Genomic DNA, 22,776 nt, shown 5'->3' on the forward strand with positions numbered 1-22,776 from the left:
ATGGCAATAAAAGTAATTATTATGGATATAGATGGAACACTTGTAAACAGTGACAAGAAGTTAACTTTGAAAACAAAAGAAATTCTAATTCAGGCTCAAAAACTAGGGATAAAAGTTGTACTAGCATCTGGTAGACCTAGAAGAGGAATGGTTAATCTTGCTAGAGAATTAGAGATGGATCAACATCATGGATTAGTAGTATGTTATAATGGTAGTCAAATTATTGATTGTCAAACAAATGAAATAATCTATAATCAAGCAATTCCCAATCATTTAGGAAAAGCAGTATTAAAACATATGAAAAACTTCAACGTTTATCCAATGATAGATAAAGAAGATACAATGTATGTAAATAATGTATATGCCCCTCCTATTCAATTAGATAAAGATTTTAATGTAGTTGAATATGAAGCTAGAGGTGGTAATTTCTTGTTGTGTGAAAAAGAAAACCTAGATGAGTTTTTAGATTGGGACATTAACAAGATTCTAACAGCAGGACAACCAGCTTATTTACAGGAACATTATTTAGAAATGATGGAACCCTTCAAAGATACATTATCATGTATGTTTACTAGTGCTTTTTATTTTGAATTTACTGCAAAATCAATTGATAAAGCAAATGCTTTAAAAGAAGTATTGTTACCATTAGGTTATAAACAAGAAGAGATGATAGCCTTTGGTGATGGAATGAATGATCTAAGTATGATAGAGTTTTGTGGTATCGGTGTTGCAATGCAAAATGCTGTTGAAGCATTAAAAGAAGCTAGTCAATATATTACAACAAGTAATGATCAAGATGGTATTGCTTATGCCTTATTACACTATATTCCAGAAATAAAAACGCCGTGATAAATATCAAGGCGTTTTTATACGTTCTATAAGTGCTAAAATTAATGCTAGGTCATCGTCATTCATTGTTTTTATAATATCGATTATAGATTGAACCTGTTTAGGGTTTTGTTGTTCACTTGAGAAAAACTGTTCAGGAGTTATTTCTAAATATTCACTAATATAAAACAATCCTTGCAAAGAGGGAGAAGTTTTATAGTTTTCAATATTATTAATATAGTTTTCATTTTGACCAATACTAAGGCTCATATCTCTTGCAGAAACACCTTTTTTCATTCTAAGTTGCATTAATCGATTGCCTACATACTCTTCATTCATCATTGTCTCTCCTTTTACAATATTGTACCTTATAAAATATCTCATTTTGCACCTTATAAAGTTGTAATATTTTATAATTACAATATAATAAATGGTACATAGTATAAAATACAAGATAATAGAGGGGATGAAGATGAAAATTGAAGAACTAATAAGAAAAGATATAGATTTTATAAATAATTATCGTAACAGTGCTAACTATTTAGAAATAGTAAAACAACAAGGAACTTATGAAACTTATACATCTTGGTATATCTATTTAAAAAATGATCAATATCAAAGGGTATTTAATAAAGATAAATATCAACAATATATAGATTTTGAAACTTTTTTTAAAGAACAATGTCAACATTGTTTTCAAGAAATAAATACATTCTATATTTCTTCAAAAGAAGAAATACATTTTCATCTTAAGTTTTTAAGAATATATTCTAGAGATATAAATGAACAAGCAAATATTGGTTTTATGTTTGGTCAGTTTTTAATGAAGTATCCTAATTTTGAAATGAAGGTACATAAGGATGGTTTTATCATATTAGATACTATTATTGATTTATATGATATTGTGAAAATAAAAGATCATCATCAAATGTTAGATGAATTGAAGTATCGTAGTGAATTATTAAGAAATATAGATTGTTAAATTAACAATTGATGGTATAATGTTTAAGAGTTCATCAAGAAGATGAAATAAATACCATGAAGGTATCTGCAAAAGGCAGTTATTTTTATGGTATTTTTATATGGAGGGAAATTATGTCAGTTAAGAAGTTAGTTTTAGCAGGCTTTTTATTAGCTTTGGGGTTTGTACTACCTTTTGCTACAATGCAAATACCTGCAATAGGAAGTATGTTATTACCAATGCATTTACCTGTTTTATTAGCGGGTTATGTATGTGGATGGCCATTAGCGATGTTAATAGGATTTGTGTTGCCAATATTACGAAGTGCTGTTTTTTCAATGCCACCAATGTTTCCAACGGCAATTGCGATGTCTTTTGAATTAGCTGCATATGGGTTTTTAACAGGATTTATTTATAGCAAATTACCAAAGAAAACAAGTTCTATATATATTAGTTTAGTTGTTTCCTTGCTTGGTGGTAGAGTTGTTTGGGGGATCGTAACTTATTTGTTGATGGGATATATTGGGTCGGCTTTTACTTTAGAATTGTTTATTACAGGTGCCTTTGCAAATGCAATGCCAGGTATTATTTTACAATTCTTGGTAATACCAAATGTAGTAGTAGCACTAGAAAGAAGTGGCTTGTTAGAAAATGTCCGTAAAAGAGCTTTTAGCTAAACATCAAGCAAAATATCCTGTTTGTCAAAATCAAGATCTTGCAAAGTTTGTTTATCAATATGTTTTTGGTGGTGAACATATGATAGAAAATAAAGATATTGTTTTAGAGAAAATTGTTGATGAGTGTGCAAACTTAACGAATCGTGATTATTGGATAGAAGATATTGGGAACCAATATGTTCGATTTCATTTGTTTCAAGCCAATCATCTTCAATGTCAAACAATTGCTCAATTATTTATTACATCATGTACTTTTAACAAAAAAAATAATGAGCAATTTTATCAAATCATGGAACAATTAAAGATAGATGTACCCAAAGGAGAATTAAAACCTTTCCGTCATAGCCAACTTTATCGAGATACCTATCATCCCCATTACCGTATTATCAATAAACAATTAGCTTTTTACTATCCACTATTTTTAAAAATAAATGAACTGTTAGAAACCAAAGAAACGTTAATAATAGCGATTGATGGAATGGCAGGTTCTGGAAAAAGTACGTTAGCAGCCCTATTACAAGAGTTCTATCAAGCAAATGTTTTTCATCTTGATGACTTCTTTTTACAAAGTCATCAAAGAACCCAAGAACGTTTCTCTATACCTGGCAAAAATGTCGATTATGAAAGGTTTCTAGAACAAGTTTTATTACCTTGTACCAGTCACCAACAAATTGGATATCAAAAGTTTTTATGCCATCAAATGGAATTGGATAAAGAAGTTTCTATTTTCCAACCAAGTAGGGTTAGTATTGTAGAAGGTAGTTATAGCATGATACCAGAATTGAGTGCGAATTATGATTTAAAGATTGCTTTAAAAGTAGATTCTAAAACACAGTTAGAACGTATATCAAAACGAAATACGAAACAACAAACAAAACTATTTGAAGAAAAATGGATTCCTTATGAAAATAAATACTTTTCTTATTATGATATATTTCATCAAGTAGATTACTTATTTGATACAACCAAATTATACAAGTAACCCTTTTGTAAAAAAGGGTTTTCGTATATACTAATGTTCTAGGAGATAAAGAATGAAAAAAATACTTTTATTAACAACAGGAGGAACAATTGTTTCTTTACATACAAAAGATGGCCTAGTCCCATCAAATGAAGAACATGATTTATTATATTATTTAGGATCTATGAAAGATGATTACGCTATCACAATAGATAATATTTTTAATTTAGATAGTACTAATATTCAACCAGAAGAATGGGTGATAGTAGCTAAAAAAATAGATCAAGAAAAAAACAACTATGACGCTATTGTAATTACGCATGGAACAGATACAATGGCTTATACATCATCGGTATTATCTTATATGTTATTAGGAATAGAAATCCCAGTCGTTATAACAGGTTCTCAATTACCAATAGCCCATCCATTAAGTGACGCTATTATCAATTTACGATGTGCTTTTGAAATGGCTAATACTGCGATAGGTGGTGTATTTGTTGCTTTTAATAGACATATTATTTTAGGAACTCGAGCTTCCAAAGTAAGAACAAGTGGATTTAATGCTTTTGAGAGTATTAACGTCTTACCAGTAGGAATTATTAACTCAGATGGACTACAAATAAACCAATGGGCTGTACCAAAACAAACAAGTTATCAACTAAAAGAATCTTTAGATAGTCATGTTTTTTTATTAAAACTAACACCTGGAACAGATCCTCATATATTACCAGCAATGGCTAATTTAGGATGTCATGGTATTGTTATAGAAGCATTTGGAGCGGGTGGAATTAATTTTATTCGTAGAGATTTAGTTAGTATGTTAGATCAAATGCAAACATTAGATATTCCAATTGTTGTTTGTAGTCAATGTTTATATGATCGTAGTGATTTAAATCATTATGAAGTTGGTCGAAAAGCATTAGAAAAGGGAGTCATATCAGCTTATGATATGACTAGTGAAAGTGCTGTTACCAAATTAATGTGGGGACTAGGTCAACTAGATCAAGGAGAATTGAGAATTCCAATGATTAGAGAATTATTTGAAAAAAACTTAGTAGGAGAAATGGAATAAAAAGAAATAGATTGTATATTTCTTTTTTTATTGGGTAATTTATAGATAGGTGATACGATGATACAAGCTTTGTTTTTATTACTTATAGCAAGTGCAATGCATTTTATTTATGATTTCATTCCATATGATATAATTGGTCTTATTGTCCCAATCGATGAATCCATATTCCAACATATTAAATTAATATTTTATCCAATATTATTCTATTATCTGTACATAAAAAGATGGAATACAATAGTTATTGTACAATTAGTAAGTATTGTAAGCATGTTATTTATTTATTATTTTTATCGTTATGCGCTTAATATTGAAAGTGTTCCTATCGATATTTTATTAGTAGGCCTTATCTTTGTTATAATGCAATATATCGATACATTAGCCCTACAACATAATTGGATAACTTCTTCTAAAATAACAATACTATTTATCATGATTAGTATATTCTTATTAGGATATCTTACTATTTATCCACCTAATCTACCAATGTTTATAGAAGGAAATCCGATCAAATGATAAATTCTAATAACAAACAATAATAAATATGCTATAATGTCTTGGGGTGATACAATGTTCGCAAAACAAAGACAAGATGAAATAGTAGAAAGAGTAAATCAAGAAGGTGCTATTAAAGTAAAAGAAATAGCTTTAGAATTTAATGTTACAGAAGATAGTATTCGTAAAGATTTAACATTATTAGAAAATCAAGGAAAACTAACGAAAACATATGGTGGTGCAATTAAAATAAGAGATATGAGTCATGATTTTAAAGTAGAAGATAGAATTGGTAAAAACAACCATGATAAAACAACAATAGCTTCGAAAGCATGTACTTATATTGAAAATGGGATGACTATTTTTTTAGATATTTCTACTATTAATATAGAAATCGCAAAACTAGTAAAAGAATCAAACAAAGATGTAACGGTAGTAACAAATATGATTGATGTTTTGATTACGTTACTACATAGTAAAGTAAATGTTGTTTTTTTAGGAGGAACACTAAATCGTCGTGAAAAGGGATTTATTGGTAGTTTAACGATACAACAAATTGAAAATTATCAATTTGATTTAGCGTTTATTGGTTGTGTTGGCGTAGACTTCGAAAATGAACGTATTTATACTTATACAAGTGATGATGGACTTACTAAAAAATGTGCAATGAAGCATAGTCATCAAACCTATGTAGTATTAGAATCTAAAAAATTACAAACTAATGGAACCTATTGTTTTTCTAACTTAGAAGCATGTACTGGTTTTATTACAGAACAAGAAACAATAACAAACAATAACAAATAATAATAAATAATCTTGACTTTCCGACTTTTATTGCTATAATTTGAGTAACATCAATAACAAACAATAATAAAGGAGAGTTTTTTTATGCAAATAACTACTAGAATATTATCATTAAAAGAAAAAACAATGAATACAGATCGTTATGCTTCTATAGAACAAGCAAAGATTATTACTGACTGTTATAAAGAACATGCTGGAAAGTCCAAAATAATGCAACGTGCTTTTAGTTTAAAAGCAGCGTTAGAAAATTTAGAAATAACAGTAGATCAAGAAGAATTAATAGTAGGGAATCGTAGTAAAGGTATTCGTGCAGGAATTATCTTTCCAGAAAGTGGATGTAATTGGGTAGAAAAGGAAATAGATAGCTTATATACTCGTCCTCAAGATAAGTTTCATATTCGTGATCAAGATAAACAACTATTTCGTGAAGAGATATTTCCATTTTGGCATGGGAAATCAATGGAAGATGGTATTGATGAAGCATATGGAAAAGAATTAACTGCTATTTCAAAAGTAGTAAAAATAAATCAAAAAGATCATGCTCAAGGACATATTTGTCCAGATTGTAAAACGTGGTTACATACGGGTCCGACACAAATAAAAAAACAAGCAATGCAAGCATTGCTTCAAGAAAATACAAAAGAACAAGAAGAATATTATCAAGCAACTATTTTAGTAATGGAAGGGGTAGAAACATTCATTACTCGTTATCGAGATTTTATCAAAGAAATGATTGTTCAAGAACAACTAGATTCTAACCATTCCCTTTATCAAGTACTAGAAAACTGTGAAACATTATCAAAAGGTCCCGCAACTACTTATTTTCAAGCAGTACAATCTTTATGGTTTTTATTTGTAATATTACATATGGAATCAAATGCTTCTAGTTTCTCACCAGGAAGAATAGACACTTATCTATATCCTTTTTATCAAAAGGATATAGAGGAAGGTATTTTAGATAAAGAGAGTGCTTTAGAAATATTAGAATGTTTTTATATAAAATGTAATCAAATTGTTTATTTAAGAAGTAGTCATGGGGCTAAATATTTTGCAGGATTTCCTATCGGTTTTAATATTGCAATTGGTGGGGTTGATGAAAAAGGAGATCCTTTTGAAAATGATATTAGCTATTTATGTTTAGAAGCACAACAACATTTAGGATTACCACAACCTAATTTATCACTTAGAATCCATGAAAAAACATCGCAAGCATTACTAGAAAAAGCAATTCAAGTTGTTTCATTAGGAAGTGGAATGCCACAATTCTTTAATGATAAAAGTGTAATACCAGCTCTTATTGATTTAGGAATTGAAAAACAAGATGCACTAGATTATGCTATTGTTGGTTGTGTTGAACTTACAACACAAGGAAATAACTTAGGTTGGAGTGATTCGGCAATGTTTAATTTTAACAAGGTTTTAGAACTTACTTTGAATAATGGTAGATGCCTTATTACCAATCAACAACTAGGTTTAGATTTAGGAAACCTTACAACCTATCACTCTTATCAAGAAATAGAAGAAGCTTTAAAGAAACAAATTGATTATTTCCTAATAAAAATGATAGATGCATGTGAAGTTATTGAAAAAGCACATCAAAAATATTTACCCTCTCCATTTCTATCTAGTGTCATTCAAGGATGTTTAGAAAAAGGTATGGACGTAACAAGAGGTGGAGCAAAATATAATTTATCAGGTATTCAAATGATTCAAATTGCGAATCTATCCGATAGTTTAGCAGTACTAAAAGAACTAGTATTTGAAAAACAAAAAATATCACAAAAAGAATTATATCAAGCAATACTTGATAACTATCAAGGACATGAACAAACAAAAGCAATCATTGATCACTTAGGCTCACGTTATGGAAATGACATAGAATGGGTGGATGAATTAGGTGCAAATATAGCAATGTATTTTAAACAACAACTAAGTAGTTATACTAACTATCGAGGTGGAAAATATCATACTGGAATGTATACGGTTAGTGCTCATGTTCCGATGGGCGAAAATGTTGGTGCAAGCGTGGATGGAAGATTGTCACAAACTCCTTTAGCAGATGGGGGAATGTCTCCAGTATATGGAAGAGATACAAAAGGACCAACTGCATTATTAAAATCAGTAGCAAGATTAGATAATAGTTTAACAACAAATGGTGGACTATTAAATATGAAGTTTTTACCAAGTTTCTTTGATAAAAGTGGTATCCAAAAGTTCTCCTTATTACTAAGGGGATTTGTAGACTTACAAATACCCCATGTTCAATTCAATGTTGTCAATAAAGAAGACTTACAAAAAGCTCAAAAAAGACCAGAATTATACAAAGGATTAACTATCCGTGTAGCAGGTTATACTGCTTACTTTGTAGAACTTGATCATAAACTTCAAGATGAAATCATGGAACGTACTAGTTATGGAAGTATTGAATAAAGCCAATATATTTTCTATCAAACGCTTTGCAATTCATGATGGACAAGGACTGCGTACTACTATTTTTATGAAAGGATGTAATCTTCGTTGTGTTTGGTGTCATAATCCAGAAGGATTAGACATGCAACCGCAATATCAAATTCTTTCTAGGTGCATTCAATGTAATCGATGCAAGGAAATAGACACGGATAATCGAATTCAAAGTAAAGATGGAACATATAGCATAACAGGATCACAAAGTGTTCAAAAATACCAAGATGTTTGTATTATGGATGCCTTTGAATTAGATTGCCAACAATTAACAATCAATCAAGTTATTAAAGAAATAGAAGCAGATCAAGTCTTTTATCGAAATAATGGAGGAGTTACTTTTTCTGGTGGGGAACCTTTGTTACAACAACCATTCTTATTAGAATTATTACCTTTATTAAAACAAAAAGGAATTCATTGTGCTATGGAAACAGCACTTAATATTCCTTATTCTAAATTAGAAGAACTATTACCATATCTAGATCAAATATATATTGATTTAAAACTAGTAGATGACATAAAACATATTGAATACACAGGAGTATCCAATAGTTTCATTAAACAAAATATAACAAAATTATTACAAAGTAAATATGCTTTTAAAGTAACTATTCGAACTCCTTTAATACCACTCTATACAGCAACAATTGATAATATAGAAAACATAGCATGCTTTCTATCCAAACATAATAAAGAAACTAACTATGAATTATTAAACTATAATCCTCTTGCTATTCAAAAATATCAAGACTTATCAATTCCTTTTTGTTTTGAAGAAAACAAACCAATGTATTCAAAAGAAGAAATGAAACTATTTCAAAATATTGCTAAAAAATATTTAATAAATGTATCCATTTAGTGCTCTTAGGAGCACTATTTGTTTATATTTTATTTTTAAGGCTATACTTATCATGGTGATAAAATGGGTTTACAAGAACAGTTAGATGATCGTTTACAAATAGAAAGAAACTTTGATATTGTAAAAAGAGAATTAATAATAAAACAAGATAGTTATTATTTTTATTTTATTGATGGATTTATTAAAGATGAAGTAATGGAAAGAATGATGGAATTTTTCATTAAAACAATACCTGAAAATAGTGATATAAATAGGATTAGTGAACAACTAGTACCTTATGTAGAAGTAGAAATAAAAGAGAAATTAGATGAAATGATAGTTGCTATTCTTAGTGGTAGTTTACTGTTTGTATTCTCGAATCAAACAAAAGCAATATGCATTGATGTTCGAACATATCCGACTAGAGGCATGCAAGAACCGGAAGATGATAGGGTTTTAAGAGGGTCTAGAGATGGGTTTGTGGAAACCATTATTTTTAATACAGCGCTTATTAGAAGACGGATAAGAGATGAAAGATTGGTAATGGAATATATTTGTGTTGGTAGCAAGAGTAAGACAGATATTGTTTTAAGTTATTTAGATGGAGTAGTAGATAAAGAAGTAGTAACAAACCTAAAAAAACAACTAGAAAATATCCAGGTTCAAGCACTAACAATGGCACAAGAGAGTTTAGCAGAAGTATTAGTAGAAGGGAAATGGATTAGTCCTTTTCCCAAAGTCCGTTATAGTGAACGTCCAGATATGGCTAGTAGTTGTATTTTAGAAGGAAAAATCGTAGTGATTATTGATAATTGTCCTAGTGTTCTTATTTTACCAACATATTTCTTGGATTTTCTACAAGTTGCACAAGATTATTATATGCCACCAATGATTGGTACTTATTTAAGGATTGTAAGAATATTTGTGTTTTTTACTACTTTATTATTAACTCCTTTATGGTATTATTTTAATCAAAATCCAGAACTACTAAATGAACAGTTCTCTTTTTTGATTTTAAAAGATGTTACAAATATACCAATTATTTTACAATTTCTTATATTAGAATATACAATTGATGCTTTAAAACTAGCATCTTTAAATACACCTTCTTCACTAAGTGGTTCTTTTAGTATTTTAGGTGCTTTATTATTAGGTGATTTTGCAGTAAAATCAGGATGGTTTAATAGTGAGATTATTTTATATATGGCTTATGTCGCATTAGCAAATTTCACACTTCCAAGTTATGAAATGGGGTATGCTATTAAGTTTATGAGAGTCTTGTTTTTAGTTCTGATATGCCTCTTTCCAAAGTATGGACAATTACTAGGTATCGTTGTCTTATTTGTTGTTTTATATCGTTCGAAAACGATATCTAAACAAAGTTATTTATATCCGCTAATACCATTTGATTTTAGAGAATTAAAAAAAGTATTTATAAGAACAAAAATTAGATGAAATAGCTAGCTTTTTTGGTTTAATTCCTATACAATTGTAGGTAAATAGGGAGTGATTAAATGAAAGTTTCAACAAGAGGAAGATATGCATTACGTTTTATGATATATTTAGCCAGACATAATGAAGAAAAAAGAGTCTCATTAAAAGATGTGGCTAAAGAAGAAGATATTTCAGTGAAATATTTAGAACATATTGTTACACAATTATCGAGAGCAAATATGGTAGCATCTTCAAGAGGTGCAAAAGGTGGATATTGTCTAGTGAAACCAGCAGAAGAGTACTTAGTAGGAGAAGTGCTTGAAGTGGTAGAAGGTAGTCTAAGTCCAGTTGCTTGTATTGATTTACATGACTGTAATCGAGAAGTAGAGTGTCGTACATGTGATTTATGGAAAGGGTTAAAAGACGTTATATACGATTATTTAAACTCTTATACATTGCAAGATTTAGCTGATAAAAAACAAGAGAGTATCTGTTGATACTCTTTTTATGTGTAATAAAGTTAATTATCATAAATATTGCTCTATTGCTATACGGATGTTATGATAGTCAAGAAGTCATGAATGGTTTTCGTTCATCTTAAGGAGATAAAACAATGATATATAATAATATAAAAGAATTAGTTGGAAATACGCCAGTAGTAAAACTACAAGGATTCCAAAAAGAAGTAGAAAGTAAAGCAACTATGATTGCTAAATTAGAGTCTTACAACCCTAGTGGTTCTTGTAAAGATCGTATTAGTCAAGCAATGATTGAAAAAGCAATAGAAGATGGGTTTATTAATCAAGATACGATGATTATCGAACCTACTAGTGGAAATACAGGTATTGGTTTAGCTGCTATTTGTGCTAGTATGGGATTAAAGATAACATTAGTAATGCCAGAAAGTATGTCTTTAGAAAGAAGAAAGCTAATTCAAGCTTATGGTGCATCCATTGTTCTATCACCAGCTAGTAAAGGGATGCAAGGGTCTATTGATATGGCAAAACAATTACAACAAGATAATCCAAATAGCTTTATTTGTGATCAGTTTCATAATCCTGCCAATCCAATGATGCATTATACAACAACTGGTCCAGAATTATGGCAACAAATGGATGGAAATATAGATGTATTTGTAGCGGGTGTAGGAACAGGTGGTACAATTAGTGGGATTGGTAAGTATTTGAAAGAACAAAATCCAAATATTGAAATAGTAGCTATTGAGCCAAGTGATAGTCCATTGTTATCAAAAGGAACAACTGGACCTCATAAAATTCAAGGTATTGGAGCAAACTTTATACCTGGTACATTAGATACCGCTATTTATGATCGTATTATTCCAGTAGGAATCGAAGATGCTTTAAATAGTGCTAAAATCGTTGCTAAAAAAGATGGTATTTTAGTAGGGATATCAAGTGGAGCAGCATTATTTGGTGCTAGTGTATTAGCTTTAGAAAAGAAATATCAAGGAAAAACAATTGTTATTTTATTACCTGATGGAGGAGACCGTTATTTTTCAACTGATTTATTTTAGGAGGAACTATGAATATTGATAGTAAGTTAATGAAGAAAATAATTTTTATGATTAGTTATACGATTTTATTTTTTATGGCATTATTAAATTTAGATACCGTACTATATTATTGTAATACAATGATTAGTGTTTTATTTCCTTTTTTATTAGGAGCAGCTATTTCATTTATTTTAAATATACCAATGATGTCCATTGAAAAGAGAATTACAAATAAGTTTAAAAAGAAATCAAAATTAGTAAGACCACTTAGTTATTTTGGAGCATTGGGTTTTGTTTTATTTTTAATGGGAATTGTTATTTTTATTGTAATGCCAGAATTAACAGCAACGATTATATCTTTATCAAAAACTCTAGAAACATTTCTTCCTCAAGCCATTGAGTGGTTAGAATCAATGATAGAAAATCCAGAAATTATTACATGGTTAGAAAGTTTACAAGTGAATTGGGAATCAATTATTGATAGTGTAGTTTCTATTACAAAAGGAAGTTTAACAAATGTTATTAGTTCTTCTTTTGAAATTACAAAAACAATCATTAGTGGTTTAGTGAATTTCTTTATAGGACTTATTTTTTCTTGTTATGTGCTATTACAAAAAGAAACATTATGTTATCATCTAAAGAAAATCATTTATGCTTTTTTAGATAAAACAAAAGCAAGACAAGTAATAGATATATTAAAACTAACAAATACAACATTTTATCATTTTATTACAGGACAATGTTTAGAAGCTTTGATTTTAGGTTTTATGTTCTTTGTAGTAATGATTGTATTACAAATGCCTTATGCATTATTGGTAGGAGTTTTAATTAGTGTAACAGCATTAATACCAATTGTAGGAGCTTTTATAGGATGTTTTGTTGGAGCATTTTTAATCTTGATGGTTAATCCAATGCAAGCAGGATTGTTTGTAATTATCTTTCTAGTATTACAACAAATAGAAGGAAATATTATTTATCCTCAAGTAGTTGGTAATTCAGTAGGATTACCTTCTATATGGGTATTGTTTTCTGTGGTAGTAGGAGGAAACTTATTTGGTGTGTTAGGAATGTTATTATTTATACCAATTAATTCTGTACTTTATACACTATTTAAAAAGAAAGTAAACAAGCTTCTAACAAACAAAAAATTAGTAATAAAAAAATAAGACGATCGTCTTATTTTTTATTTGCCATGTCTTCTAATGCATCGCCTGTTAAACGATACGTAGACCATTCTTTCATTACAATAGCTCCTAATGAAAGATAGAAGTCAATACTTGGTTGATTCCAATCCAAACATGCCCATTCTAATCTACCATAATCATTTTCTTTACAAATACTAGCTAATTTTTGTAAGAATTGTTTTCCGTATCCTAAATGACGATGTTCTTTTAAAATAAATAAATCTTCTAAATAAATTCCAGGTTTTGCTAGGAAAGTAGAAAAACTTGTAAAATAGATAGCAATCCCAACATCACTACCATCGACACTTCCTAATAAAACAAAGGCAACAGGGTTATCAAATAACCATTGTTCTAATAAGGATTCAGTTGCTTGAACATCCTCTAACATATCTTCATAAACTGCTAATTGTTTGATAAAAAAGAGTATTGTTGGAATATCTTTTTTAGTTGCTTGACGAAATTGTAAGTTCATATATATACCTCCTAATCCATATCATATCATTTTCTTTTACTTTATGATATAGTAAATAAAAAGGTGGTAAAAAGATGAATGAATATGTAAAAAAAATAACAAAAGAAGTATTAAGCATTGATAGTCCAACTGGATATTGCCAAGATGTTTGTGAATATGTAGAAAAACAAGCACAGTCTCTTGGTTATCAAACAAAACGTAGTGTAAAAGGAAATGTATTAATTTATGTACCAGGTACTAGTGAAAAAACAATTGGTATATGTGGTCATGTTGATACATTAGGATTAATGGTACGTAGTATAAAAGCAGATGGAACATTAGCTTTTACAAATATAGGAGGACCTATCATTCCTACTTTGGATGGTGAATATTGTCGTATTATAACAAGAGATAAGAAAGTATATACGGGAACTATTTTAAGTAACTCACCAGCAGCACATGTATTTAAAGATGCAAGTAGTGTCGCTAGAGAATGTGAAACGATGCATGTTCGTATTGATGAAGTTGTCAAAAATAAAGAAGATGTACAAGCGTTAGGAATGAATCATGGTGATTATATAGCGATTGATCCTAAAACAACGATTACAGATAGTGGTTTTATTAAATCTAGATTCTTAGATGATAAACTAAGTGTTGCTTGTTTTTTTGGAGTATTGAAAGAATTAAAAGAAAAGAAGATTGTTCCTAGTAATAATACTATCTTTATTATTTCTACTTATGAAGAAGTAGGGCATGGTAGTAGTCATATTCCTAGTGAAATTAGTGAATTATTAGCAGTAGATATGGGGTGTGTTGGCAGTGATTTAGCATGTAGCCAATATGATGTTAGTATTTGTGCCAAAGACTCTAGTGGCCCATATGATTATGAACTAACTTCTAAGTTAATTAATCTAGCAAAAGATAACCAATTAAACTATGCAGTAGATATTTATCCATTCTATGGAAGCGATGTCAGTGCTGCCTTGCGTGGTGGTAATGATATTCGAGGTGCATTAATTGGCCCAGGAGTGCATGCAAGCCATGGTATGGAAAGAACTCATATGCAGGCAGTAGAAAACACAATCGCATTAATATTAGCTTATTTACAAGCATAAAGAGCATCCATTGGATGCTCTTTAACTTTTAGCATTAAATTTAGTTTTGCAATTAGGACAAGTAACACTAATCTTACCTTTTCCTTTTGGTACTCTTGTAATTCGTAAACAATTTTTACATAAAAGATATTTATGTGACTTATCAGCTTGTTGTTTTTTAACTAATTCTACTCTTTTACGAATAGGTTTTGTCATTCTTAGATAAGTTTCATTTTCTTGTCTTCTAGCATATATCTTCTTTGAGTAAGTACGATAAACATTATACATCAAAATAACCCATACAAAGCTAGATAATATAGCACTTCCTATCACTAAATTAATAACAATTAAAACAATAGAAATCACTAAAATAAAACTACTTAATTGATCATGACCATAACGACCATAAGCAAAACGATACATCATATTTTTAAATTTACTCATTCTATTCTCCTATTAATTCTGTTTCACTACTACATGAGGATAAGGAATACTAACTCCTTGTCTATCAAATTCTTCTTTCACTTTTATTCTACAATCAGATAATAACTGGAATCCACTAGGTCCATCTTTCGTAAAAATAGTAGCACGTAAACAAATACTAGAATCTTTTAACTCTAAACAATGAATCGCTATTTGTTCCACCCCTTCTTTCACTTCTTCTGGTGTTCTTTGATCCACACACAAAGGGTGATTTCTAGTGACATCTTGCATAATTTTAGACGCTAAATGAATATCACTATCATAACTAATATCCATTAATAAATGATTTGCTTTATTAGATTCAATATTTGATATATTTTCAATAACAGCACTATTCATAATAGTATTAGGAATAATAACCTGTGTTTTTTCTAATGTCTCTATTACTGTATGACGCAAAGTAATATCAAATACCTTTCCTCTAATATTTTTATCAACCACATAAACAGTATCTCCAATAAGATAAGGCTTATAAGTAAAAATTAACATTCCATTAATCATACTACTAGCTGCTTCTTGACAAGCTAAACCAACTAAAATAGCAGCCATCCCCCCACTAGCTAATAAGGTAGTAGCTAATGAATCTAATCCTTTTATTTGAGATAAAAATGTTGTTAAAAATATAAGAATTAAAACATATTTTTTTAAACGTAAATACACTTTAGGGTCAGCCCATTTCTTTTTAATTAATTTAGTGCAAGCTACATTTAAAATAACTATCAATAACAAAGTAAAACCTAATGTACTAGTAGTACTTAATAATCCATTTACAAATAAACTATCGATTGTTTCAAACATAATATCATTTCTCCTTTTATCAATCATAAACTATTCTTATATTTTTATCAAGTCAGAGCATACTATAATATAGGAGTGATTGTATGAAAAAAAGATATGTTATTTTACTAACAACCTTTTTTGTTAGTACCATTTTCTTTGTTAGTATTAGTATGTATCTTTTTACTAGTATCTTTATCCCTAACTTTAATTATTTAGATGAACTAGTAAATCCCATACATGCAACAAGTACAGTAGAATCAAAAGAATATATCCAAATAGAAGAAAACAATCAAATACTACAAGGATATTTATCTTGTAGTGCTAGTAATATTTATGTTTTAGTAGTACATGGTTATGGTGGTGCTGGTCAAGAAATGGATTGGGCTAGTAGTAATTTTATTGAGATGGGATGGAATGTATTAGCAATAGATTTACAAGGGAATGGTAGTAGTGAAGGAAATGTCACTACACTAGGAACTAAGGAACAAGAGGATATTGTTGCTTGGATAAATTATCTAGTAGATTTTGATTCAGAAAGTCAAATTATATTATATGGTGTTAGTATGGGTGCTGTAACCATATTAAATGCCTTAGATAATGAATTACCAACCAATGTAAAAGCAGTAATCGAAGATAGTGCTTTTACTAGTATCTATGAACTATTTGAATATCATTTAAACTATAGCTTATCCTTATCTACATTTCCTTTATTATTTCTAACTAAAATATATGCTAGTGTTTGTTTAGGAATCAATATTGTAGAAGGCCCCATCGATAGTCTTGCTAGTAATACCATACCCATCTTATTTATCCATGGTCTAGATGATATATGTGTTCCTGTTTCTATGGCTCAAGAGTTGTATGATGCATGTACTAGTGAGAAACAATTATATTTAGTTGAAGATGCAGGACATGTAGCTAGTAATGAAGTGGATAAAGATTACTGGAATGTGATTAAGGAGTTTATTGGTCAATATGTTGACCAATAATAGAATAGAAATAGTATATTGGTTGTATTTTTTATAGATTTCATTATAATAGAGAACAATAAATATACTATACAAGGGGGAAAAGAAATGATTGATGGACATGTCCATTTAGAATATGGACCACTTACAAAAGAATATGTTTTAGAATTTGTAGAACAAGCTAAAAAAATGGGAGTTACTGTTTTACATATGTTAGATCATACACATCGTTTTCAAGAATTTGCACCAATATATGAAGAACTAAAAGAAATTCCATGTCAAAAAGCATGGTTAGACTTAAAAGTATTAGAACCATTATCTGTATATCATCAACTAATTGAAGAAATAAAAGCAATGGACTTAGAAGTAGAAGTTCGTTTTGGATTAGAAGTATGTTATGTACCTCGTCATGAAAACTTAATTCGTGAATTAGTACAAGCATATCCTTATGACTTTATGATAGGATCAGTTCATTCTATTGATGGTAAATTATATGATATGGTATTTTCAAAAGAAATATTATGGCAAGCTTATGATGTAGATGCTATTTATAAAAGATATTATGAAATTATATTTGATTTAGTAAAATCAAATATATTTAGTCAATTAGGTCATGTGGATACAGTAAAAATGTTTAACTATTATCCAACATATGATTTAACAGAGACTTATCATGAACTAGCAAAACTACTAGTAGAACATCATGTGTTAGCAGAAAATAATAGTCGTTGTCATTATAAATATAAACATCCAGAATTAGGATTAGCTCCTGATTTAATGAAAATATTAAAAGAACATGAAGTTTCTTTTATCGCATCTAGTGATGGACATTTACCTAAAGAAGTAGGATTTTATTTAAAAGAACTATATCAACAAATAGAAAAGTAGCTTAGCTACTTTTTATTATGTATACAAATTAGATAGATTGTACTAAAAATTATACAAAACCATAAAATAATTCATTAAAAATAGAAAAATAACAAATTAATACACATTTTAGTAGACAAAACACATTGTATACAATATAATCAGTCCTAACTTAAAGAAAGGGAAGAGAGTTATGGAAACGAAAAGAGTTTTAAACTTTTCTGCAGGACCTTCAATGTTACCTGTAGAAGTATTAGAAAAAGCAAGAGAACAAATGTTAAACTATGGCAATAGTGGAATGAGTGTAATGGAAATGAGTCATAGATCCTCTTCCTACTTAGCAATTTTTGATAATACAAAAGCATTATTAAAAAAAGTAATGAATATACCAGAGGGATATGAAATTGTCTTTATCCAAGGTGGAGCAACACAACAATTTTCAATGATTCCTATGAATTATTTAAAAAATGGGAAATCTGATTATGCAGTAACAGGTGCTTTTTCTAAAAAAGCAATGCAAGAAGCAAAGAAGTTTGGAGATGTTCGTATTGCATTTGATGGAGCATCTAATCAATACAAAGATATACCTAGTCAAGAGGAGTTACAATTAGATAATACTGCTAGTTATGTACATTATTGTGCCAATAACACTATTTATGGAACAGAATGGAAATATGTTCCTGAAACAAATGGAGTACCTATTATTTGTGATATGTCATCTAATATTTTATCTAAACCAGTAGATGTTTCTAAATATGGGATGATTTATGCAGGAGCACAAAAAAACATGGGGATTGCAGGATTAGGGGTTGCTATTATAAAGAAAGAATTATTACAACCAGTACCTGAAAGAACACCAGTATTATTGGATTATACATTACAAATAGAAAATGATTCGATGTATAATACACCACCAGCATATGCTATTTATGTATTAGGATTAGTACTTGAATGGATTGATGGATTAGGTGGTTTAGAAGCAATGGAAGTAAAGAATAAAGAAAAAGCAGCTATTTTATATGATTATTTAGATAGTAGTGATTTTTATAAAACACATAGTAACAAAGAGAATCGTTCTTTAATGAATGTTACCTTTGTAACTGCATCAAAAGAATTAGATGACTTATTTGTAAAAGAAAGTATTAAACAAGGCATGACAAACTTAAAAGGGCACCGTTCTGTGGGAGGAATTCGTGCATCTATTTACAATGCAATGCCAAAAGCTGGTGTAGAGCAGTTAGTAGCGTTTATGAAAGAGTTTGAAGAGAGAAATAAATAGGGGAGTCATATGTATAAAGTAAAACTATTAAATGAAATTTCATCTTATGGACTGGATCGATTTGATGAAAATTATGAGTATAACAAAGATATGGAAAACGAGGATGCAATTCTTGTAAGATCGGCTTCTTTACATGAATATCCATTACATCCATCATTAAAAGCAATAGCTAGAGCAGGTGCAGGGGTAAATAATATACCTATTGATAAATGTAGCGAAGAGGGAATCGTTGTATTTAATACACCTGGGGCGAATGCCAATGCAGTAAAAGAGTTAGTATTATGTTCATTGTTCCTATCATCAAGAAAAATCATTGAGGGGATTCATTGGGTTCAAGATCAAAAGGGAGATAAAGAAGTAGGTAGTAAAGCAGAAAAACAAAAATCACAATATGTTGGACCAGAAATTGAAGGAAAAAAATTAGGGGTTATTGGTTTAGGTGCTATTGGGGTGAAAGTAGCAAATAGTGCAATTGATCTAGGGATGGAAGTATGGGGATACGATCCATTTCTATCATTAAGTGCAGCATGGGGAATGTCACGCTATGTAAAACCAGCAACGACATTAGATGTTATTTTTAAAGAATGCGATTATATTACATTACATGTTCCTTCTACTAAAGAAACAAAAGGATTTATGAATAAAGAATCTTTTGAAAAAATGGTAGATGGTGTATGTATCTTAAATTTTGCTAGAGGGGATTTAGTAAATAACCAAGATTTAATAGAAGCACTTACTTGTAACAAAGTAGGAAAATATATTAGTGACTTTGCATGTGCAGAATTAATAGGTGTGGAAAATGTTGTTTTATTACCACACTTAGGAGCATCTACACCAGAATCTGAAGATAATTGTGCAAAGATGGCAGTAAAAGAGATTCGTGAATATTTAGAAAACGGAAATATTACAAACTCTGTAAACTTCCCAGAAGTAGTGCAACCTAGAGAAACAACACAACGTATGTGTGTTATTAATAAGAATGTTCCAAATATTCTTGCAACTATTTCAACAGTATTTGCTAGTCATAATATGAATATCGAAAATATGGTAAATAAAGCAAAGGGAGAATATGCTTATACCTTAATCGATACAAATGAAGAAATCACACAAGAAGTAATAGATCATATTACTTTAGTAGAAGGCATTGTGAATGTCCGTGTAATAAAATAAGCTAAGCAATTTCTTGCTCAGCTTTTTATTTTACAATTATTTTAAAATACCACAAAGGCATTATATCGACTAACATATATCTTGGTAAATCATAGGCATCATCACTACTTTTTAAACTATGAAATTGATTATAAGAAAAAGCCAAAATAGTTCCTTGTTCTTCTAATACTTCTTTACATAATTCACTACTAATACCATAAGGATAAGCAAAATAATCATTACTTACTATTTGAGATTGATAATCTATCAACAAATCCTCTTTACTTAAAACAGTAACATAAGCATTATCATCTTGATCTCTATGATGTAAATCATAAGTATGAGAATAATAAGCAATAGTATCATTTTCTTCTAACATATCACTTGTTAAATAGGTATAATTAGAAGATACACTATCTACTTTTGAACCAATAACAAAAGCAGTAGCTACAAAACCATATTTTTCTAAAATAGGCTTTATTACTGTATAGGTATCAATATGACCATCATCTATTGTAATCACAACACTCTTACTAGGAATATCTGCATCATGATAATAATAATCAGCAACTTCTTCCATTGTTAGTGTTTGATATCCTTGATCATATAAATATTGCATTTGTTGAGTGAAAGTAGATACGCTAATAGTATAAGGATCATCGCTATAATCACTCTCTTTTAATTCATCACTAACAACACTATGATAACCAACTACTGGTAATCCAGTACGTTGATACATAATATAAGTTATCATAAATATAGGAATCAATAACAAGAAATATCTCTTTTTCATTAAACTTCCAAACCATCAAAACAATCTGTTTTTAAAACCAAAACAAAAGCAAATACCAAGAAAATAAGGGTTACCATAAAAATAGTATAACTACTAGAATAAGTATAAACAACACCAAAACAATAACCAAATATAGCCTTACCTATAGATAAACTAGCATTCAATGAAGTAATAGCAGTACCTAAAACCAAAGGATTTGTTACTTGGCGAATATAAGTTAAATTTCCAACCGTACCAATACCAACACCAAAACAATGAACTACAGACACCATTAAATATAATGTTAAACTACTAGTAAGAGAAAAAACAGTATAACGTAACAACATTGTTCCAATTGCAAATAAATAATAATTTTTAAAACCAATTTTATGCATAAACTTAACAGCTACTGCTAAGAAGAATGCTTCTGGTAAAACAGTAATAAAAGTAACCATACTAATTGCTGAAGCACTAGCTCCTAATGTAGTAGTTAAATGATTTCCTTGGAAAGTTAATGCTGCTTCACTAACACCAGATGTAAAAATAGCAACAACAAGAATGAAAAGGAATTGTTTATTTTTTAATAAAACACCAATAGAACCTTTATTTTTTTCTTTTTCTTCTTTTGTCACTGTTGTCTTAGGAAAATTTAAAGTTGCTCCAAAAGCAAAGACTAACAAAATAGCATAAACTGCAAACAAAGGACCATCTAAACCAAAAGCATCCGCTAGGAATCCAAGTCCAGTACCAGCTAACATATAACCAAGTGATCCACTACCACGAATAGAACCATAATTACCATGAGTTTCATGACAATAATTAGTAGCAATCGTATCACTCATTGGAATAGCTCCTAAACGAACAGCTTCCAAAGCGATAGCACACAGAATAATAGCAGGATATACAAGGGCTTTATGATAGAAATATAAAACAACCAAAGAACCTAATACAGCCACACGTACTAATAAAACATATTTTTGAGTCTTATCTCCAATAATACCCCAAATAGGCATTAAACAAACACTAACTAATAAACTTGTAGAAGTAATCAAACCAATTTGTGTACCAGTTAAACCTCTACTACTTTCTAAATAAACATTAATATAAGGTATAAAAGCTCCTATTGCACCGAAATAGAACAAATAGAACAATTTAAAACTAAAAAGACTTTTATCAATTTTCATAACAGTTCCTCCTTAGGACATTATAAATGTTTCATAAAAAAAGTAAATTCATTTTTAAAAATAGAAAATAACTGCTATAATACAAAAAAAGAAGGAGACTATTATGGAAGAAATGGAAAATTGCCCAAAATGTCAATCAACATATACCTATTTTGATGGAGTAATAAACGTATGTCCTGAGTGCACTTATGAATGGATACCAGGAACAACACAATCGCAAGAACCAGTTATTAAAGATAGCAATGGTACTATCTTAGAAGATGGAGATAGTGTTATAGTAATAAAGGATTTAAAAGTAAAAGGAAGTTCTTCTTCCATTAAGATTGGAACAAAAGTAAAAAATATTCGTTTACTTTATGAAGCTAGAGATGATCATGATATTGAATGTAAAATAGATGGATTTGGTGCTATGAAACTAAAATCATCGGTTGTAAAGAAAAATTAGTTGTTTATTCTAAAAATAGTTACGATTTTTATTTTAAAAGTAGTATAATATTCTTGTTAAAAACAAAAGAGGAGGCGTAT

25 protein-coding genes are annotated in these 22,776 nt (G+C 29.4%); 19 read left to right on the forward strand and 6 right to left on the reverse strand.

From position 1 onward, the window contains the following. Window positions 1–849: a Cof-type HAD-IIB family hydrolase gene (locus LRR82_RS00870; protein ID WP_249029631.1), complete on the forward strand. Its 849-nt coding sequence runs from the start codon at window positions 1–3 to the stop codon at window positions 847–849. Window positions 850–855: 6 nt separating this feature from the next. Here the strand turns inward: LRR82_RS00870 and LRR82_RS00875 are convergent, their stop codons facing one another. Beyond that, the gene (locus LRR82_RS00875) at window positions 856–1,170 is read right to left on the reverse strand and encodes a helix-turn-helix domain-containing protein (protein ID WP_249029632.1); all 315 of its coding nucleotides are present in this window, start codon (window positions 1,168–1,170) and stop codon (window positions 856–858) included. Window positions 1,171–1,300: 130 nt separating this feature from the next. Between LRR82_RS00875 and LRR82_RS00880 the strand changes: the two genes are divergently transcribed. The 12 genes from LRR82_RS00880 (at window position 1,301) to LRR82_RS00935 (ending at window position 13,206) form a co-directional block, all read left to right on the forward strand. Continuing rightward, window positions 1,301–1,810 (forward strand): hypothetical protein, encoded by a 510-nt coding sequence (locus LRR82_RS00880; protein ID WP_249029633.1) that lies wholly within the window; start codon window positions 1,301–1,303, stop codon window positions 1,808–1,810. Between the two features lie 113 nt (window positions 1,811–1,923). Beyond that, window positions 1,924–2,466: an ECF transporter S component gene (locus tag LRR82_RS00885; protein ID WP_249029634.1), complete on the forward strand. Its 543-nt coding sequence runs from the start codon at window positions 1,924–1,926 to the stop codon at window positions 2,464–2,466. Next, window positions 2,441–3,448 carry a hypothetical protein gene (locus LRR82_RS00890; protein ID WP_249029635.1) on the forward strand — a complete coding sequence of 336 codons (1,008 nt, stop codon included), beginning with the start codon at window positions 2,441–2,443 and terminating at the stop codon, window positions 3,446–3,448. The genes LRR82_RS00885 and LRR82_RS00890 overlap by 26 nt, the downstream gene beginning before the upstream one ends. A gap of 52 nt (window positions 3,449–3,500) precedes the next feature. Beyond that, the gene (locus tag LRR82_RS00895) at window positions 3,501–4,499 is read left to right on the forward strand and encodes an asparaginase (RefSeq protein ID WP_249029636.1); all 999 of its coding nucleotides are present in this window, start codon (window positions 3,501–3,503) and stop codon (window positions 4,497–4,499) included. Window positions 4,500–4,556: 57 nt separating this feature from the next. Further along, window positions 4,557–5,012 (forward strand): DUF6512 family protein, encoded by a 456-nt coding sequence (locus LRR82_RS00900; RefSeq protein WP_249029637.1) that lies wholly within the window; start codon window positions 4,557–4,559, stop codon window positions 5,010–5,012. Window positions 5,013–5,066: 54 nt separating this feature from the next. Then, window positions 5,067–5,795 carry a DeoR/GlpR family DNA-binding transcription regulator gene (locus LRR82_RS00905; RefSeq protein WP_249029638.1) on the forward strand — a complete coding sequence of 243 codons (729 nt, stop codon included), beginning with the start codon at window positions 5,067–5,069 and terminating at the stop codon, window positions 5,793–5,795. Window positions 5,796–5,879: 84 nt separating this feature from the next. Beyond that, entirely contained in the window at window positions 5,880–8,225 is a 2,346-nt protein-coding gene (locus LRR82_RS00910) for a glycyl radical protein (protein ID WP_249029639.1), read from the forward strand. After that, the gene (locus tag LRR82_RS00915; protein ID WP_249029640.1) at window positions 8,209–9,114 is read left to right on the forward strand and encodes a glycyl-radical enzyme activating protein; all 906 of its coding nucleotides are present in this window, start codon (window positions 8,209–8,211) and stop codon (window positions 9,112–9,114) included. The genes LRR82_RS00910 and LRR82_RS00915 overlap by 17 nt, the downstream gene beginning before the upstream one ends. 63 nt (window positions 9,115–9,177) lie before the next feature. Beyond that, window positions 9,178–10,548: a spore germination protein gene (locus LRR82_RS00920; RefSeq protein WP_249029641.1), complete on the forward strand. Its 1,371-nt coding sequence runs from the start codon at window positions 9,178–9,180 to the stop codon at window positions 10,546–10,548. A 59-nt stretch (window positions 10,549–10,607) separates the two neighbouring features. Beyond that, complete coding sequence (locus LRR82_RS00925) at window positions 10,608–11,024, forward strand: RrF2 family transcriptional regulator (protein ID WP_249029642.1); 417 nt, start codon at window positions 10,608–10,610, stop codon at window positions 11,022–11,024. Between the two features lie 116 nt (window positions 11,025–11,140). Beyond that, the gene (cysK, locus tag LRR82_RS00930; RefSeq protein ID WP_249029643.1) at window positions 11,141–12,061 is read left to right on the forward strand and encodes a cysteine synthase A; all 921 of its coding nucleotides are present in this window, start codon (window positions 11,141–11,143) and stop codon (window positions 12,059–12,061) included. 8 nt (window positions 12,062–12,069) lie between these two features. Then, entirely contained in the window at window positions 12,070–13,206 is a 1,137-nt protein-coding gene (locus LRR82_RS00935; RefSeq protein ID WP_249029644.1) for an AI-2E family transporter, read from the forward strand. 10 nt (window positions 13,207–13,216) lie between these two features. Here LRR82_RS00935 and LRR82_RS00940 read toward each other — a convergent pair whose 3' ends face one another. Beyond that, window positions 13,217–13,696, reverse strand: coding sequence for a GNAT family N-acetyltransferase (locus LRR82_RS00940; protein WP_249029645.1), 480 nt, complete (start codon window positions 13,694–13,696; stop codon window positions 13,217–13,219). 74 nt (window positions 13,697–13,770) lie between these two features. Here LRR82_RS00940 and LRR82_RS00945 point away from each other — a divergent pair, with 74 nt between their 5' ends. After that, the gene (locus LRR82_RS00945) at window positions 13,771–14,790 is read left to right on the forward strand and encodes a M42 family metallopeptidase (RefSeq protein ID WP_249029646.1); all 1,020 of its coding nucleotides are present in this window, start codon (window positions 13,771–13,773) and stop codon (window positions 14,788–14,790) included. 21 nt (window positions 14,791–14,811) lie between these two features. Here LRR82_RS00945 and LRR82_RS00950 read toward each other — a convergent pair whose 3' ends face one another. Together LRR82_RS00950 and LRR82_RS00955 are read right to left on the reverse strand one after the other, a co-directional pair. Beyond that, window positions 14,812–15,213: a hypothetical protein gene (locus tag LRR82_RS00950; protein ID WP_249029647.1), complete on the reverse strand. Its 402-nt coding sequence runs from the start codon at window positions 15,211–15,213 to the stop codon at window positions 14,812–14,814. Between the two features lie 12 nt (window positions 15,214–15,225). Next, window positions 15,226–16,050: a mechanosensitive ion channel family protein gene (locus LRR82_RS00955; RefSeq protein ID WP_249029648.1), complete on the reverse strand. Its 825-nt coding sequence runs from the start codon at window positions 16,048–16,050 to the stop codon at window positions 15,226–15,228. Between the two features lie 83 nt (window positions 16,051–16,133). Between LRR82_RS00955 and LRR82_RS00960 the strand changes: the two genes are divergently transcribed. From LRR82_RS00960 to LRR82_RS00975, 4 genes are all read left to right on the forward strand, one after another. Then, a complete protein-coding gene (locus LRR82_RS00960) occupies window positions 16,134–17,021 on the forward strand; it encodes an alpha/beta hydrolase (protein ID WP_249029649.1) in 888 nt (295 codons plus the stop codon). A gap of 87 nt (window positions 17,022–17,108) precedes the next feature. Further along, window positions 17,109–17,888, forward strand: a complete 780-nt coding sequence (locus LRR82_RS00965; RefSeq protein WP_249029650.1) for a PHP domain-containing protein — start codon at window positions 17,109–17,111, stop codon at window positions 17,886–17,888. A 172-nt stretch (window positions 17,889–18,060) separates the two neighbouring features. Continuing rightward, complete coding sequence (serC, locus tag LRR82_RS00970; RefSeq protein ID WP_249029651.1) at window positions 18,061–19,146, forward strand: 3-phosphoserine/phosphohydroxythreonine transaminase; 1,086 nt, start codon at window positions 18,061–18,063, stop codon at window positions 19,144–19,146. Between the two features lie 9 nt (window positions 19,147–19,155). Beyond that, window positions 19,156–20,316: a phosphoglycerate dehydrogenase gene (locus LRR82_RS00975; protein WP_249029652.1), complete on the forward strand. Its 1,161-nt coding sequence runs from the start codon at window positions 19,156–19,158 to the stop codon at window positions 20,314–20,316. Window positions 20,317–20,341: 25 nt separating this feature from the next. On the opposite strand, the gene LRR82_RS00980 is transcribed toward LRR82_RS00975, so the two are convergent. Together LRR82_RS00980 and LRR82_RS00985 are read right to left on the reverse strand one after the other, a co-directional pair. Then, window positions 20,342–21,088 (reverse strand): polysaccharide deacetylase family protein, encoded by a 747-nt coding sequence (locus LRR82_RS00980; protein WP_249029653.1) that lies wholly within the window; start codon window positions 21,086–21,088, stop codon window positions 20,342–20,344. Then, the gene (locus tag LRR82_RS00985; protein ID WP_249029654.1) at window positions 21,088–22,251 is read right to left on the reverse strand and encodes an MFS transporter; all 1,164 of its coding nucleotides are present in this window, start codon (window positions 22,249–22,251) and stop codon (window positions 21,088–21,090) included. Before LRR82_RS00985 ends, LRR82_RS00980 begins: the two co-directional genes overlap by 1 nt. 103 nt (window positions 22,252–22,354) lie before the next feature. Between LRR82_RS00985 and LRR82_RS00990 the strand changes: the two genes are divergently transcribed. Further along, window positions 22,355–22,696 (forward strand): zinc ribbon domain-containing protein YjdM, encoded by a 342-nt coding sequence (locus tag LRR82_RS00990; RefSeq protein ID WP_249029655.1) that lies wholly within the window; start codon window positions 22,355–22,357, stop codon window positions 22,694–22,696. The last annotated feature ends 80 nt before the right edge of the window (window positions 22,697–22,776 follow it).

Source organism: Tannockella kyphosi, assembly GCF_021054785.1.
Lineage (GTDB): Bacteria > Bacillota_I > Bacilli_A > Erysipelotrichales > Coprobacillaceae > Tannockella > Tannockella kyphosi.

Bases quoted from the DNA above. Each gene is read 5' to 3' on its own strand.
- LRR82_RS00880 (WP_249029633.1), top strand. From the start codon at position 1,301: ATGAAAATTGAAGAACTAATAAGAAAAGATATAGATTTTATAAATAAT.
- LRR82_RS00965 (WP_249029650.1), top strand. From the start codon at position 17,109: ATGATTGATGGACATGTCCATTTAGAATATGGACCACTTACAAAAGAA.
- LRR82_RS00980 (WP_249029653.1), bottom strand. From the start codon at position 21,088: ATGAAAAAGAGATATTTCTTGTTATTGATTCCTATATTTATGATAACT.
- cysK (WP_249029643.1), top strand. From the start codon at position 11,141: ATGATATATAATAATATAAAAGAATTAGTTGGAAATACGCCAGTAGTA.
- LRR82_RS00960 (WP_249029649.1), top strand. From the start codon at position 16,134: ATGAAAAAAAGATATGTTATTTTACTAACAACCTTTTTTGTTAGTACC.
- LRR82_RS00905 (WP_249029638.1), top strand. From the start codon at position 5,067: ATGTTCGCAAAACAAAGACAAGATGAAATAGTAGAAAGAGTAAATCAA.
- LRR82_RS00875 (WP_249029632.1), bottom strand. From the start codon at position 1,170: ATGATGAATGAAGAGTATGTAGGCAATCGATTAATGCAACTTAGAATG.
- serC (WP_249029651.1), top strand. From the start codon at position 18,061: ATGGAAACGAAAAGAGTTTTAAACTTTTCTGCAGGACCTTCAATGTTA.
- LRR82_RS00920 (WP_249029641.1), top strand. From the start codon at position 9,178: ATGGGTTTACAAGAACAGTTAGATGATCGTTTACAAATAGAAAGAAAC.
- LRR82_RS00910 (WP_249029639.1), top strand. From the start codon at position 5,880: ATGCAAATAACTACTAGAATATTATCATTAAAAGAAAAAACAATGAAT.
- LRR82_RS00890 (WP_249029635.1), top strand. From the start codon at position 2,441: ATGTCCGTAAAAGAGCTTTTAGCTAAACATCAAGCAAAATATCCTGTT.
- LRR82_RS00985 (WP_249029654.1), bottom strand. From the start codon at position 22,251: ATGAAAATTGATAAAAGTCTTTTTAGTTTTAAATTGTTCTATTTGTTC.
- LRR82_RS00950 (WP_249029647.1), bottom strand. From the start codon at position 15,213: ATGAGTAAATTTAAAAATATGATGTATCGTTTTGCTTATGGTCGTTAT.
- LRR82_RS00870 (WP_249029631.1), top strand. From the start codon at position 1: ATGGCAATAAAAGTAATTATTATGGATATAGATGGAACACTTGTAAAC.
- LRR82_RS00925 (WP_249029642.1), top strand. From the start codon at position 10,608: ATGAAAGTTTCAACAAGAGGAAGATATGCATTACGTTTTATGATATAT.
- LRR82_RS00945 (WP_249029646.1), top strand. From the start codon at position 13,771: ATGAATGAATATGTAAAAAAAATAACAAAAGAAGTATTAAGCATTGAT.
- LRR82_RS00915 (WP_249029640.1), top strand. From the start codon at position 8,209: ATGGAAGTATTGAATAAAGCCAATATATTTTCTATCAAACGCTTTGCA.
- LRR82_RS00900 (WP_249029637.1), top strand. From the start codon at position 4,557: ATGATACAAGCTTTGTTTTTATTACTTATAGCAAGTGCAATGCATTTT.
- LRR82_RS00935 (WP_249029644.1), top strand. From the start codon at position 12,070: ATGAATATTGATAGTAAGTTAATGAAGAAAATAATTTTTATGATTAGT.
- LRR82_RS00885 (WP_249029634.1), top strand. From the start codon at position 1,924: ATGTCAGTTAAGAAGTTAGTTTTAGCAGGCTTTTTATTAGCTTTGGGG.
- LRR82_RS00955 (WP_249029648.1), bottom strand. From the start codon at position 16,050: ATGTTTGAAACAATCGATAGTTTATTTGTAAATGGATTATTAAGTACT.
- LRR82_RS00990 (WP_249029655.1), top strand. From the start codon at position 22,355: ATGGAAGAAATGGAAAATTGCCCAAAATGTCAATCAACATATACCTAT.
- LRR82_RS00895 (WP_249029636.1), top strand. From the start codon at position 3,501: ATGAAAAAAATACTTTTATTAACAACAGGAGGAACAATTGTTTCTTTA.
- LRR82_RS00975 (WP_249029652.1), top strand. From the start codon at position 19,156: ATGTATAAAGTAAAACTATTAAATGAAATTTCATCTTATGGACTGGAT.
- LRR82_RS00940 (WP_249029645.1), bottom strand. From the start codon at position 13,696: ATGAACTTACAATTTCGTCAAGCAACTAAAAAAGATATTCCAACAATA.